Raw genomic sequence first — 13,680 nt, 5'->3', positions numbered from 1 at the left:
GTCCCCTTGCGCATGGAGCGGCTGACGCTTTCGAAGCGCTTCGATGCTCGGGGCGCGGCAGCCGGGGTGTCAAGATGCCGGTACGAAACAGGGCCGACCGTTCCCGGACGCTACGAGGCGCGCGTCGGGCCGCCGGAAGGGCGCTGGGCGGCGCAACTTGGGATCGGCCCTTGTGCGCCCCCAAGTGTTCACTTAACCTCGCAGCAACATCGAAGCGCTTCGACTGCTGCTCACGCACACCCGCGCTTCCGCTCAGCCGATCCACTCGAGACACCGCAACCGACGGCCCACCGCCGGGTGTCCTGGTGCGCCATGAAGGGTTGACGCAATGACGCCGAACGCCGCCTCCCCCGCCCCCAGCAGGAGAAGCTTCCTCGCCTCCACCGCGGTCGCCACCGCGGCGGTGGCCGGCGGACTCCCGCTGCTCACCGCCTGCGGCGGCGGGCAGGAGGGCCGCAAGGAAGGCACCACCTCGGGCAAGGCGGCCCGGAAGATCCTCCCCGCCTACGTGGCTTCGAGCGTCGTCGCCCCGGACATCCCCGCGAAGAACGGCTCCTCGGCCGGTTTCACCAAGGCCGTCTCACCGGACCGGCTCACGACCTCGGTGCCGAAGAAGCTCGGCAGCGGCGGCGAGCTGACGATCATGGCACCGCTGTGGGGCACCCCGCCGGACAACGGCAACCCGTACTACAAGGCCATGAACGAGGCCATCGGTGTCGAGACCAGGTGGCAGAACCAGGACGGCAACACCTACGACGAGAAGCTCGGCGCGATCCTCGCCTCCAGCGACATCCCGGACGTCGTGGTCGTCCCCGGCTGGAACCTGATGGGCAAGATCCCCAGCGCGGTCAACGCCAAGTTCGCCGACCTCGGCCCCTACCTGTCCGGCGACAAGGTCAAGGACTACCCGAACCTCGCCGCCGTCCCCACCGACGCCTGGCAGCGCTGCATCTTCGGCGGCCTGCTGCGGGCGGTCCCGCTGCCCGCCCCCTACGTCACCAACATCGCGCCCTTCTACCGCAAGGACGTCTTCGACCGGCGCGGCTGGCAGCCCCCGAAGACCACCGACGAGTTCCTCGCCTGGGCGAAGGAGGCCACCGACGCCAAGGGCGGGGTGTGGGCCTGCTCCGACATGAAGTGGACCGCGTTCAACGCCTTCGGCGTCCTCAACGGCAGCGACAAGGCGCTCTGGTGGAACCTCCAGGGCGGCAAGCTGGTCAACCGCCTCGAGACCGAGGAGTACCTCGAAGCCCTGGAGTGGGCCCGCAAGCTGTTCGCCGCCGGAGTGGTCCACCCCGACGACAGGGCCGGCAAGACCACCAACCCGGCCGGCACCCGGTTCGGCGCCGGAAAGCTCCTCGTCTACAACAACGACCTGTCCGACTGGTTCGGCAAGACCTCCGAACAGCACGCCCAGAACCCGGACTTCGAGATGGCCGCGATGGACATCTTCACCCACGACGGCGAAGACCCCCTGCTGTGGGCCGTCCAGCCCTGCAACATCTTCACCTTCGTGAACAAGAAGGCGTCGGAGCAGAAGATCAAGGACTTCCTCGCCATCGCCAACTTCTGCGCCGCCCCCTACGGCACCAAGGAGCGCCTGCTCGCCGAGTACGGCGTCGAGGGCACCGACTTCACCCTGGCCAAGGGCGTGCCCACCAAGACCACCAAGGGTGTCAACGAGGTCCTGGGCGCCTTCGACTACACCGGCAAGCCCGCCGCCTACGTCGCCCACCCCGACTTCCCCGAGGTCACCCGGGGCATGGTCGAGTGGCAGCAGCGCATGGGCGCCTTCACCAAGAAGTCCTCCTTCTACGGCCTGACGATCACCGAACCCAGCCGCTGGTCCAACCTCGCCGACGACTTCGAGCAGCTGGAGGACGACGTCGTACGCGGCCGCAAGAAGATCGGCGACGTGCAGCAGGCGGTCTCCGAGTGGAAGAAGCAGGGCGGCGACGACCTGCGTGACTGGTACCGCAACCTGCTCGACTCCACCGGTTCGGCGCAGTGACCAGTACCGCGCCCCGCAGCCGGGCCGGGACGAAGCGGGAACCGGTGGCGTCCGGCGGCGCCACCGGCCGCCGGGAGCGCACCCGGGGACTCGGCCTGCGCACCAGACTGCGGCGCGACCGCACCCTGATCCTGATGGTCCTCCCCGTGGTGCTGCTGCTCCTGGTCTTCAACTACGTCCCGATCCTCGGCAACATCATCGCCTTCCAGGACTACGACCCCTACCTCAGCGACAACGGCTTCGTCGCCGTCTTCCAGAGCCCCTGGGTCGGCCTGGAACAGTTCCGACGGGTCTTCGAGGACGCCGAGTTCTGGCACGCCGTGCAGAACACGTTCGTCCTGTTCTTCCTCCAGCTGGTGCTGTTCTTCCCGATCCCGATCGCGCTGGCCCTGCTCATCAACAGCGTGATCCGGCCCCGGGTCCGCGCGGTCGCCCAGGCGATCATGTATCTGCCGCACTTCTTCTCCTGGGTGCTGGTCGTCACCGTCTTCCAGCAGATCTTCGGCGGCGCCGGCGTCCTCGCGCAGACCCTGCGCGAACACGGGCACGCGGGCTTCGACATCATGACCGACCCGTCGGTCTTCAAGTACCTGGTGACGGCCCAGATGGTCTGGAAGGACGCCGGCTGGGGCATCATCGTCTTCCTCGCGGCCCTCGCCGCCGTCTCCCACGACCTGTACGAGGCCGCCGCGATGGACGGCGCCGGGCGCTGGCGCCGCATGTGGCACATCACGCTGCCCGCGCTGCGGCCGGTGATCGCCCTGCTGCTGGTGCTGCGCGTCGGCGACGCCCTCACCGTCGGCTTCGAGCAGTTCCTGCTCCAGCGGCAGGCGGTCGGCCCGGACGCCTCCGAGGTGCTCGACACGTACGTGTGGTGGAACGGCATCCGCAACCAGGACTTCAGCTACGCGGCGGCGGCCGGCCTGATCAAGGGCGTCGTCGGACTGACCCTCGTCCTCGTGGCGAACAAGGTGGCCCACCTGATGGGCGAGCAGGGGGTGTACGAGAAGTGAGCGCCGTGGTCGACCGGCCGGCGCCGGAGGGCGTGCGCGAGCGGAACCGGTGGGCGGCGCCGCCCCGGCCGGCCTGGGAGGAGGAGCCGGCGAAGACCGGGCTGGCGGCGAAGGGGCTGGTCCTCGGGATCGCGTGCTTCGCCGTGCTCTTTCCGCTGTGGATCGTGATCGTCACCAGCCTGTCCCCGAAGAAGGTCATCGACGACACCGGCGGGCTCGTGGTCATCCCCAAGGGCATCACGTTCGTCGCCTACCAGGAACTGCTCGGCGGCGGCCAGGTGCAGCGGGCCGCGCTGGTCAGCGTCGGGGTGACCCTCGTCGGCACGCTGTTCAGCATGACGGTGTCGGTGCTGTGTGCCTACGGCCTGTCCCGCCGGGGCTCGCTGGGCCACCGCTGGATCCTGATGACGCTGCTCGCCACGATGTTCTTCGGCGCCGGGCTGATCCCGACGTACCTGCTGGTACAGGCGCTCGGCCTCACCGACACCTACCTGGCGCTGATCCTGCCGAGCGCGGTGAGCGTGTTCAACATCCTCGTGCTGCGCGGGTTCTTCATGGGCATCTCGCCCGAACTCATCGACAGCGCGCGGATCGACGGGGCGGGGGACTGGCGGATCCTGTGGCGGATCGTGCTGCCGCTGTCCCGGGCGGTGCTCGCGGTGATCACGCTGTTCTACGCGGTCGGGTACTGGAGCGCCTGGTTCAACGCGTCGATCTACCTGACCGACCAGAAGAAGATGCCGCTGCAGAACGTGATGATCCAGCTGGTGCAGAAGCAGGAACGGCCGGTGGGGCTGTCGGCCCAGATCAACACCGGTCAACTGTCGCCCCTGGCCATCCAGATGGCGGTCATGGTGCTCGCCCTGGTGCCGGTGGCCGTCCTCTCGCCGTTCGTCCAGAAGCATTTCCGCAAGGGGATGCTGACGGGAGCGGTGAAGGGGTGACCGGGGCGCCCGTCCAAAGGGGCGGTGCGGATCGTCGGCGACCGCGGGTGCGTACGGGTTGCTCGCGCAGTTCCCCGCGCCCCTGACGGGGCACGGCCCCGCCCCCCCGCACAGCTGCCGGCAGTCGTGCCGCTGGAGGCGGCACGGGTGGGCGCAGCGGCACCCCGCACGCGCGGGCAAGCGTCCCCACCCCCACCCGCCCCCCGTACCGAGACTCCCCTCCCGAGGTGCCCCATGCCCACCCGCAGAACCGTCCTCGCAGGAACGGCAGCCGCCGCCGCACTGGCGGGCATGCCCGCCCGAGTACACGCGGCCGGAGCCGAGAAGGCCGCCCCCGCCTACCGCTGGCGCACCGCGGTCGTCGGCGGTACCGGATTCGTCACCGGCCTCCTCTTCCACCCCACCGCCCCGGGCCTCGCCTACGCCCGCACCGACATCGGCGGCGCCTACCGCTGGGACCGGGACACCGACCGCTGGACCCCCCTGACCGACCACCTCGGCTGGGACGACTGGAACCTGCTCGGCGTGGAGGCCCTGGCCGTGGACCCGGCCCACCCCGACCGGCTGTACCTGGCCCTCGGCACGTACGCCCAGCCCTGGGCCGGCAACGGAGCCCTCCTGCGCTCCGAGGACCGCGGCCGCACCTGGCGCCGTAGCGGCCTCCCCGTCCCGCTCGGCGCCAACGAGGACGGCCGCGGCACCGGTGAACGGCTCCTCGTCGACCCCCGCGACAGCGACACCCTGTGGCTGGGCACCCGCCACGACGGGCTGCTCAAGTCCACCGACCGGGGCGCGAGTTGGCAGCAGCAGACCGGGTTCCCGGGCACCCCGAGCGGCACCGGTCAAGGCGTCACCCTGCTCGTCGCCGCCGGCCGTACCCTCTACGCCGGCTGGGGCGACGGCGACGGCACGGGCGCGCACCCGAACCTGTACCGGACCACCGACGGCACCAGCTGGGAACCCGTCCCCGGACAGCCCGGCGGCGCCTCCGCCAAGGTCCCCGTCCGCGCCGCCCACGACGCCCGCGCCCTGTACGTCACGTACGCCGACACGCCCGGCCCGAACGGGCAGACCACCGGCAGTGTGCACAAGCTGGACACGGCCACCGGTGCCTGGACCGATGTCACCCCGGTCGTCCCGGGCGGTACCGACACCTTCGGCTACGGCGGGGTCGCCGTGGCCTCCCGTCGCCCGGGCACGGTCGTGGTGTCCACCAACAACCGCTGGTCGGCGGTCGACACCCTGTACCGCAGCATCGACGGGGGCCGCAGCTGGGTGTCCCTGAAGGACACCGCCGTCCTCGACGTGTCCGAGACGCCCTACCTCGACTGGGGTGCGGAGAAGCCGAAGTTCGGATGGTGGATCCAGGCCGTGGCCGTGGACCCGTACGACAGCGCGCACCTCCTCTACGGCACCGGGGCCACCGTCTACGGCACCCGCGACCTCGTCCACTGGGCACCCCGGGTCCGCGGCCTGGAGGAGACCTCGGTCCGGCAGCTGATCTCACCGCCCACCGGCCCGGCCCCGCTGATCAGCGGCAACGGGGACATCGGCGTGCTGTACCACGAGCGGCTGACCGCCTCCCCGAAACCCGGCATGGCCACCAACCCGGTCTTCGGCACGGCGACCGGTCTCGCGCTCGCCGCGGCGAAACCGTCGTACGTCGTGCGCACCGGCTGGGGCGACCACGGCAACGGCGCCTTCTCCACCGACGGCGGACGCACCTGGGCGCCCTTCCCGGCCCAGCCCGCCCTCGCCGAGGACGCCCCCGGACCGATCGCCGTCAGCGCCGACGGCAGCGTGCTGCTGTGGACCTTCGTGCACGGGGACGGGACCGGGTACCCCGCTCACCGCTCGGCGGACGACGGGCGCACCTGGACCGAGGTGCCGTCCTTCCCCAAGGGCGCCACCCCGGTCGCCGACCCCGTCGACCCGGCCGTCTTCCACGCCTACGACACCGGCACCGGGACCCTGTACGGCAGTACCGACCACGGCCGCACGTTCACTCCCCGGTCCGCGCACCTCCCCTCCGGCGACAGCCAGTTCCAGCTCGCCGCGGCGCCGGGGCGGACGGGTGACCTGTGGGTGAGCGCCAAGGAGAACGGGCTGTACCGGTCCACCGACGCGGGGGCGGGCTTCACCAGGGTGGCCGGGGTCCGGGCCGCGTACACCCTCGGGTTCGGCAAGCCCGCCCCCGGCGCCCGCTACCCGGCGCTCTACCAGGTGGGCGCGCTCACCGGCTCCGGCGTGGCCGTCCTGCGCTCCGACGACGAGGGCCGCACCTGGGTCCGTGTCAACGACGACGCCCACCAGTGGGGCTGGACCGGGCAGGCGATCACCGGGGACCCGCGCCGGTACGGCAGGGTCTACCTCGCCACCAACGGGCGGGGCATCCAGTACGGGGAGCCCGCATGAGGCCGGACCTCGCCCATGTCACCCGGGGCCGCCTCCTCTTCGGCGGCGACTACAACCCCGAGCAGTGGCCGGAGGAGACCTGGCACGAGGACGCCCGGCTGATGCGGGAGGCCGGCGTCAACTCCGCCACGGTGGGCGTCTTCTCCTGGTCGCGGCTCGAACCGGAGCCGGGCGCCCGGGAGTTCGGCTGGCTCGACCGGCTGATGGACCTCCTGCACGAGCACGGCATCGGGGTCGTCCTCGCCACGCCCACCTCCTCCCCGCCGCCCTGGATGGGCCGGCTGCACCCGGACACCCTGCCCCGGGACGCCGACGGCCGGATCGAATGGTGGGGCGGCCGGCAGCACTTCTCGCACTCCAGCGCCACCTACCGCCGGTACGCCGCCGCCATCACCGAGGACCTGGCCGCCCGGTACGCCGGCCACCCGGCGCTGACCATGTGGCACATCAACAACGAGTACTGCACCTTCGACCACGGCGACGAGGCCGCCGCCGCCTTCCGCCGCTGGCTGCGGGAGAAGTACGGCACCCTCGACGCCCTCAACTCGGCCTGGGGCACCGCCTTCTGGAGCCAGGGCTACGACACCTGGGACGGCATCCTGCCGCCGCGCCGCCCGCACTACATGAGGAACCCCGGCCAGGTGCTGGACTTCCGGCGGTTCACCTCCGACATGCTCCTGGAGTGCTGCACCGCCGAGCGGGACATCGTCCGCCGGCACACCCCGCACCTGCCGGTGACCACCAACTTCATGCCACTGTGGACCGGACAGGACGGCTGGCGCTGGGCCCGCGAGGAGGACGTCGTCTCCGTCGACCTGTACCCCGACCCGCGCGACCCGCTCGGCGCCCAGCGCGGCGCGCTGGTGCAGGACCTCACCCGGTCGCAGGCGCGCGGCCCGTGGATGCTGATGGAACAGGCGGCCGGGCCGGTCAACTGGCGCGGGGTCAACCACCCCAAGCCGCGCGGACTGAACCGGCTGTGGTCCTTCCAGGCCGTCGCCCGGGGAGCCGACGCCGTCTGCTACTTCCAGTGGCGCCAGTCCCGGCAGGGCGCCGAGAAGTTCCACTCCGGGATGCTCAGCCACGCCGGGCCCGAGGGGCGCACGTTCCAGGAGGTCAAGCAGCTCGGCGCCGACCTGGCCCGGATCGCGGACCAGGTGTCCGGTACCCGGAGCACCGCCGACGTGGCGATCCTGCACGACTGGCACTCCTGGTGGGCCGGCGACCACGAAGGGCGGCTGTCGACGCTGGTCGACTACCCCGAGGTGCTCACCGCCTGGCACCGCGCCCTGTGGGAGGCCCACCTCACCGCCGACTTCGCCCACCCGGAGGACGACCTGTCCGGGTACCGGCTCGTCGTCGCCCCGCAGTCGTACCTGCTCACCGACTCCGCCCTCGCCAACCTCCTCGCGTACACCGCCGGCGGCGGGACCCTCGTCTGCGGCTTCCTCACCGGCGTCGTCGACGAGGACGACCGCATCCGCCCCGGCGGCATGGACGCCCGGCTGCGCGAGCTGTTCGGGATCCGCACCCTGCACGAGTGGTGGCCGCTGGAGGCGGGGGAGACCGTCGCGTGCGAGGGGTTCCGCGGCACGCTGTGGTCGGAGGAGATCGAGCCGGAGCCCGGGGCCGCCGAGACCGTGCCCTACCGGGGCGGCGAACTCGACGGGCTGCCCGCCGTGCTGCGCCGGGACCGCGCCTGGTACCTGTCCACGCTGCCCGAGCCGGAGGCGCTGCGCTCCCTGCTGGCCGGCATCGCCGCCGGGGCCGGCATCCGGCCGGTGCTGGACGGACTGCCCGAGGGGGTGGAGGCGGTACGCCGGGGCGGCCTGCTGTTCCTGCTGAACCACGGGCGGGAACCGGTCACCGTCCCGGTGCCCGGCACCCATCGCGAGCTGCTCGGCGGCACGGACGTCACGGACGCGGTCACCCTCGGCCGCTACGGCGTGGCGGTGCTGCGGTCATGAACGGCACACCGGTCCACGGCACACCGGTCCACGGCACCTGGGAACCGGCCCCGGCCGCGCGCTGGGAGGACGCCTTCCTGAGCGGCAACGGCCACCACGGCGCCCTGGTGTTCGGTGACCCGGACGACGAGCGGGTCATCGTCACCCACCACACCCTCGTCCGGCCCAACGGCGGCGAACGCGCCCGGCCGCCCCGGCTGGCCGCCGCCCTGCCCGGCATCCAGGACCGGCTGCTGGCCGGGGACCTCACCGCCGCCGAGCGTTTCACCGACGGCCGCCCCCTCCAGTGGGTGCAGCCCTTCCACCCCGCCTTCCGGATCCGGGTGTCCCGGCCGGCGGGCGGCGGCCGGGAGGTGCGCCGGGCCGTCGACTTCACCAGCGGCGAGGTCACGGCGGCCGGCCGCGGCGCCGCCGGCCGGGTCTTCGTCTCCCGCGCCGACGACGTGATCGTGCACGAGGTCACCGCCGGCGACCTGCACATCACCCTGGACCACCGGCTGCCGGGCGCCCCGGCCGGGCTGCGGGTCGGGCACGGCGCGCTGCTCACTCCCGAGGGCGCCCTGCTCAGCCTGCGCGTGCGCTACCCGGACAGCGACCGCGCCTACACCGGCATCACCCTCGTCGCCGTCACCGGCGGCCGGACGGAACTCGCCCCGCCGGGCGTCCGCGTCACCGGCTGCCGGTCCGCGCTGCTGCTCACCCGGGTGTTCCGGCACACCGGCGAGGCGGACGTCATCACCGGGTCCCGGCGCCTCCAGGACCTGATCCACGGCACCGACCACCCCTACGACACCCTGCTCGCCCGCCACCTGGAGAGGCACCGCACCGCCTACCTACGGGTCACCCTGGACCTCGGCGCCGATCCGGCCGAGCGCGCCCTGCCCGGCTCCGAACTGCTGAAGCGCCCGCACAGCCCGGCCCTGCTGGAGCGGCTGTTCGCGGCCGGCCGCTACCACCTGCTCTCCAGCAGCGGCCACCACCCGCCCCGGCTCACCGGACTGTGGACCGGCGACTGGGGCACCGCCTGGTCCGGCGCCTTCACCACCAACGCCAACCTCAACCTCCAGACCGCCGCCGCGCCCGCCGCCGCACTGCCCGAGGTCACCGAGGCGCTGGCCGCCTTCGTCGCCCGGCAACTGCCCGACTGGCGGGCCAACGCCCGCGCGGTCTTCGGCGCCCGGGGCGCGGTCGCGCCCTCGCACAGCGACGGCGAGTCCGGGCTGACGTACCACTTCAGCCGCGAGTACCCGCTGCACCTGTGGACCGCCGGCGCCGACTGGCTGCTCAAACCGCTGGTCGACCACGACGAGATCCGCGGCGAGCGCGACCCGCGCACCGCCGCCGCCCTCGCCGAGGCCGCCCTCTTCCACGAGGACTTCCTCACCCGCACCGACGCCGGCGGCCACCTGGTGATCGTCCCCTCCTACTCCCCGGAGAACCGCCCGGCGAACGGCAGTTGGGGCGCGCTGAACGCGGCCATGGACCTCTCCGCCGCCCGCCACACCCTGCTCACCGCCGCCCGCTACCACCCCGAACACGCCGACAGATGGCGGGCGTTGGCCGATCGGCTGCCCCCGCACCGGATCAACTCCGACGGTGCCCTCGCCGAATGGGCCTGGCCCGGCCTCCGCGACCGCTACGACCACCGCCACCTCAGCCACCTCTACGGCGTCTGGCCCCTGGAGGAGATCACCCCCTACGACACCCCGCGCCTGGCCGCCGCCGCCCACCGGGCGCTCCAACTGCGCGGCACCGAGAACGACTCCGCCCACGGCCATCTGCACCACGCCCTGATCGCCGCCCGGCTCCGCGACCCGGACCGGGCCGGCCGCGCCCTGCGCCGGGTCCTCGACGGCGACTTCTTCCACGCCTCCCTCATGAGCGCCCACTACCCCCACCGCGACGTCTACAACGCGGACGCCGCCCACACCCTCCCCGGCGTGCTCATCGAGACGCTCCTCCAGTCCACCCCGGACCGCCTGATCCTCCTCCCCGCCGTCCCGGACAGCTGCCCGCGCGGCGAACTGCGCGGCATCCGCACCCGGTTCGGCGCCGAGGTCGACCTCGCCTGGGACCCGGACGGCGCCCGGGCCGTCGTCCGCCCGGCCCGCACCCACCGCGTGGAACTGCGGACTTCCTCCGGCACCGAACCCCTCGACCTGGTCGCCGGAGAACCCCGCGTCCTCACCCTGAGGACGCGGTGAACCTCCCCACACCCCCACCCATGGAAGGGACACCATGGCAACGAGCACCATCGGCAGGGTCGCCAAGGCCCTGATCGCCCCCGCCCTCGCCCTCGGCGCCACCGTCGGCCTCGCCTCGGCGCCCGCCTCCGCCGCCGTCTGGAGCACCTGCGACCAGTGGGGCAACACCACCCTGAACGGCTACACCCTCTACAACAACATCTGGGGCTCGGGCGCGGGCAGCCAGTGCGTCTGGGCCAACTCCGGCACCAACTGGGGCGTGCACGCCGACCATCCCAACACCGGCGGGATCAAGTCCTACCCCAACGCCAAGAAGGTGATCAACAAGCCGATCGCCTCCCTGACCTCGCTCACCAGCACCTACAACGTCACCGTCCCGGCGAGCGGCGCGTACAACACCTCGTACGACATCTGGGACACGGACTACGACTACGAGATCATGCTCTGGGTCAACAAGACCGGGCCCGTCGGCCCCCTCGGCACCGCGCAGGGCACCGTCACCCTGGGCGGTCACACCTGGACCGTCTACAAGGGCGACAACGGCGCCAACGCGGTCTTCTCCTTCGTCCGGACCTCCAACTCCGGCTCCGGCACGGTGAACATCCTGCCGATCCTGAAGTGGATCAAGGACACCAAGGGCTGGTTCGGCAACGAGACCATCGGTGACGTGCAGTTCGGCTACGAGATCACGTCCTCGTCCGGCGGCCTGGACTTCACCACCAACAGTCTGACGGTCAGCGGCGGTTGAGCGGCCGGGGCCGGCCCTTCCGCGGGGGCCGGCCCCCGGGGCGCCGGCGGGTCTCAGTCCGCGGCCGGCGCCGGGCCCGAACTCGCCCGCCGGGTCAGCCCGGGCCCGAGCAGCACGACCTCGTCGCCGCCCCGCCCGTCCAGCTTGGCCATCAGGCGCTCCACGGCCCGCCGGCCCATCTCCTGGGCGGGGATGGCCACCGACGTCAGCCGCACCGAGGCCTGCACGGCGACCTGGTCCGGGCAGATCGCGACCACGGACACGTCCTCGGGCACCGCCCGGCCCTGCTGCCGCAGCAGCGCGAGCAGCGGCTCCACCGCCGACTCGTTCTGCACCACGAACCCGGTCGTCGCCGGGCGCTCGTCGAACACCCGGGCCAGCGTGAGGGCCATCGCGTCGTACCCGCCCTCGCACGGCCGGTGCAGCAGCCGTACGCCCGTCTCCCGGGCCGCGGAGCGCAGCCCGTCCAGGGTGCGCTCGGCGAAGCCGGTGTGCCGTTCGTAGACCGCCGGGGCCTCGCCGATGACGGCGACGTCCCGGTGCCCGAGCCCGGCCAGGTGCTCCACGCACAGCGCGCCGGTCGCGCTCCAGTCCAGGTCCACGCAGGTCAGACCGTTCGTGTCGGCGGGCAGCCCGATCAGCACGGAGGGCTGGTCGGTGCCCCGCAGCAGCGGCAGTCGCTCGTCCTCCAGCTCGACGTCCATCAGGATCATCGCGTCGGCCAGCCCGCTGCCGGTGACCCGGCGCACCGCGTCGGGACCCTCCTCGCCGGTGAGCAGCAGGACGTCGTAGCCGTGCGCGCGGGCGGTGGTGGCCACCGCGATGGCGATCTCCATCATCACCGGCACGTACATGTCGGTGCGCAGCGGGATCATCAGCGCGATGATGTTCGACCGTTTGCCGGCCAGGGCGCGGGCGCCCGCGTTCGGGTGGTAGCCGAGTTCCCGGATGCTCTGCTCGACCCGCTGCCGGGTGGTGGCGGAGATGGACCGCTTGCCGCTGAGGACATAGCTCACCGTGCTCGCCGACACTCCGGCGTGCTGGGCGACCTCGGCGAGGGTGACCATCCGCTCTCCAAGCTTGTGAAGCGCTTCGACTCTGCACGGTACCAACAGAGTCGGATGAAGGTAGGATTGACTCTATCTCCAGGGACATCGTCGTGTCCATAGGCTGTCGAAGCGCTTCGACAACGGCTGTCTCCGCCGTGTCCCAGGGGGCCATCGGCACCGAACTGTTCGCGATGAGCGCGGCCCGCGTACGCGCCGAGCGGCCGCGTGGACCGACACGTACGGGGGCGGCTGACATCAGTCGGGATGACGTCGTCCGCAGGACCGGGCGCGGAACAGCCTCGGTCAGGAGGCTCCTGCCCGGGCGCGCGTGCGGTTCCGGTCAGACCTTGCGGAAGCCGATGCCCTGGAGTGCCTCGTTGATCTTCTTGCCCTGGGCCTCGGTGGTGGTGACGTCCTTGTACGTGAAGCGCTGCGATGCCGCCCAGTCCATGCGCCGCGCCCTGTGGTTGATGGCGCTGCACTGGTTGCGGGCCGCATCGATGGCCTTCTCCTCGTACTTCACGATGTCCGGATCGGCCGCGGCGAGCGCGCGGAGCGACTCTTCGCGTTTGGCGCCGGTCGGCTCGGGCGGGATGCCGGCGGCCTTCCGGGCGGCGCTCCAGTCGGTGCTGGGCGTCGGGGAGGCCTTGGGCGTGCCGGCGTTGGAGGGGTGCTCTCCGCCACCGGGGCCGTCGGCATGGCCCGGGCCGGAGCAGGCGGTGAGCGTGAGGGCGGCGGCCGCGAAGATCACAGCGGTGATGCGGGTGACGCCCGCCGCCCCCACCGGACTCAGCAGTACTTGTCGCTCGGGTCCCGCGTGGTCCAGGAGCAGGAGGAGACCTTGCTGCCGTTGGACTTGGCAAGGGTGGCCGTGTCCTTGTCGTTGTTCCAGACGTAGGCGCGGCGGCCCTGGTAGCGGTCGGAGGTGGTGGCCGAGCCGCTGCCGGTGTGGATCTTCAGGTACTTGCCGGCGCCGATCTTGACGTTCGGGAAGACGTACTTGTGGTTGGAGGCGTCCTTCAGCACCCAGCCCTTGAGCGAGACGGCCCGGCTGCCGGTGTTCTTCAGCTGGACCCACTCGCCGTTCAGGCTCTTGTTGGTGCGGTTGTCCTTGCCGGGGCTGTCGAACCACACGTGGTAGATCTTGACGCCGCCGGCGGCCTCGGCCGGGGTGCTGAGCAGGGTGCCGGTGAGCAGGGCCGCGCCGGCGAGCGCGGGCAGGGCGGCACGGAGGCGCACAGTGCGCATGGAGATATCCCCCCAGGATGTCGTCCGTGAATCATGCGGAACGACGTGTTTATCACATGATCTCCATGGCGGGTTCACAGG

Annotated in this window: 10 protein-coding genes; 7 read left to right on the top strand and 3 right to left on the bottom strand. The window is 72.1% G+C overall.

Annotated elements, in window-relative coordinates:
• The first annotated feature begins 328 nt into the window (after nt 1–328).
• The 7 genes from AB0E62_RS17315 (at nt 329) to AB0E62_RS17285 (ending at nt 11,302) form a co-directional block, all read left to right on the top strand.
• Nucleotides 329–2,011: an extracellular solute-binding protein gene (locus AB0E62_RS17315; RefSeq protein ID WP_362193643.1), complete on the top strand. Its 1,683-nt coding sequence runs from the start codon at nt 329–331 to the stop codon at nt 2,009–2,011.
• Nucleotides 2,008–3,024: an ABC transporter permease subunit gene (locus AB0E62_RS17310; RefSeq protein WP_362193640.1), complete on the top strand. Its 1,017-nt coding sequence runs from the start codon at nt 2,008–2,010 to the stop codon at nt 3,022–3,024. The genes AB0E62_RS17315 and AB0E62_RS17310 overlap by 4 nt, the downstream gene beginning before the upstream one ends.
• Nucleotides 3,021–3,968 carry a carbohydrate ABC transporter permease gene (locus AB0E62_RS17305; RefSeq protein ID WP_362193637.1) on the top strand — a complete coding sequence of 316 codons (948 nt, stop codon included), beginning with the start codon at nt 3,021–3,023 and terminating at the stop codon, nt 3,966–3,968. Before AB0E62_RS17310 ends, AB0E62_RS17305 begins: the two co-directional genes overlap by 4 nt.
• A 234-nt stretch (nt 3,969–4,202) precedes the next feature.
• Entirely contained in the window at nt 4,203–6,383 is a 2,181-nt protein-coding gene (locus tag AB0E62_RS17300; RefSeq protein ID WP_362193635.1) for a 1,4-beta-glucanase, read from the top strand.
• Nucleotides 6,380–8,350, top strand: coding sequence for a beta-galactosidase (locus AB0E62_RS17295; RefSeq protein WP_362193632.1), 1,971 nt, complete (start codon nt 6,380–6,382; stop codon nt 8,348–8,350). Before AB0E62_RS17300 ends, AB0E62_RS17295 begins: the two co-directional genes overlap by 4 nt.
• Nucleotides 8,347–10,554, top strand: coding sequence for a glycoside hydrolase N-terminal domain-containing protein (locus AB0E62_RS17290; RefSeq protein ID WP_362193629.1), 2,208 nt, complete (start codon nt 8,347–8,349; stop codon nt 10,552–10,554). The genes AB0E62_RS17295 and AB0E62_RS17290 overlap by 4 nt, the downstream gene beginning before the upstream one ends.
• A gap of 34 nt (nt 10,555–10,588) precedes the next feature.
• Complete coding sequence (locus AB0E62_RS17285; RefSeq protein WP_362193626.1) at nt 10,589–11,302, top strand: hypothetical protein; 714 nt, start codon at nt 10,589–10,591, stop codon at nt 11,300–11,302.
• Between the two features lie 53 nt (nt 11,303–11,355).
• On the opposite strand, the gene AB0E62_RS17280 is transcribed toward AB0E62_RS17285, so the two are convergent.
• The 3 genes from AB0E62_RS17280 to AB0E62_RS17270 form a co-directional block, all read right to left on the bottom strand.
• Nucleotides 11,356–12,369, bottom strand: coding sequence for a LacI family DNA-binding transcriptional regulator (locus AB0E62_RS17280; protein ID WP_362193623.1), 1,014 nt, complete (start codon nt 12,367–12,369; stop codon nt 11,356–11,358).
• Nucleotides 12,370–12,691: 322 nt separating this feature from the next.
• Complete coding sequence (locus tag AB0E62_RS17275; RefSeq protein WP_362193620.1) at nt 12,692–13,135, bottom strand: hypothetical protein; 444 nt, start codon at nt 13,133–13,135, stop codon at nt 12,692–12,694.
• Nucleotides 13,136–13,140: 5 nt separating this feature from the next.
• Complete coding sequence (locus AB0E62_RS17270; protein WP_362193617.1) at nt 13,141–13,599, bottom strand: lamin tail domain-containing protein; 459 nt, start codon at nt 13,597–13,599, stop codon at nt 13,141–13,143.
• Nucleotides 13,600–13,680 lie beyond the last annotated feature (81 nt).

The organism is Streptomyces sp. NPDC038707 (assembly GCF_040636485.1).
GTDB lineage: Bacteria > Actinomycetota > Actinomycetes > Streptomycetales > Streptomycetaceae > Streptomyces.
Note: the sequence above shows the minus strand (reverse complement) of the source record. Positions and strands in the feature narration are given on the sequence as shown.

Excerpts from the sequence above, each read along its gene's own strand:
- AB0E62_RS17315 (WP_362193643.1), top strand. The coding sequence starts at position 329 with ATGACGCCGAACGCCGCCTCCCCCGCCCCCAGCAGGAGAAGCTTCCTC.
- AB0E62_RS17300 (WP_362193635.1), top strand. The coding sequence starts at position 4,203 with ATGCCCACCCGCAGAACCGTCCTCGCAGGAACGGCAGCCGCCGCCGCA.
- AB0E62_RS17295 (WP_362193632.1), top strand. The coding sequence starts at position 6,380 with ATGAGGCCGGACCTCGCCCATGTCACCCGGGGCCGCCTCCTCTTCGGC.
- AB0E62_RS17290 (WP_362193629.1), top strand. The coding sequence starts at position 8,347 with ATGAACGGCACACCGGTCCACGGCACACCGGTCCACGGCACCTGGGAA.
- AB0E62_RS17285 (WP_362193626.1), top strand. The coding sequence starts at position 10,589 with ATGGCAACGAGCACCATCGGCAGGGTCGCCAAGGCCCTGATCGCCCCC.
- AB0E62_RS17280 (WP_362193623.1), bottom strand. The coding sequence starts at position 12,369 with ATGGTCACCCTCGCCGAGGTCGCCCAGCACGCCGGAGTGTCGGCGAGC.
- AB0E62_RS17270 (WP_362193617.1), bottom strand. The coding sequence starts at position 13,599 with ATGCGCACTGTGCGCCTCCGTGCCGCCCTGCCCGCGCTCGCCGGCGCG.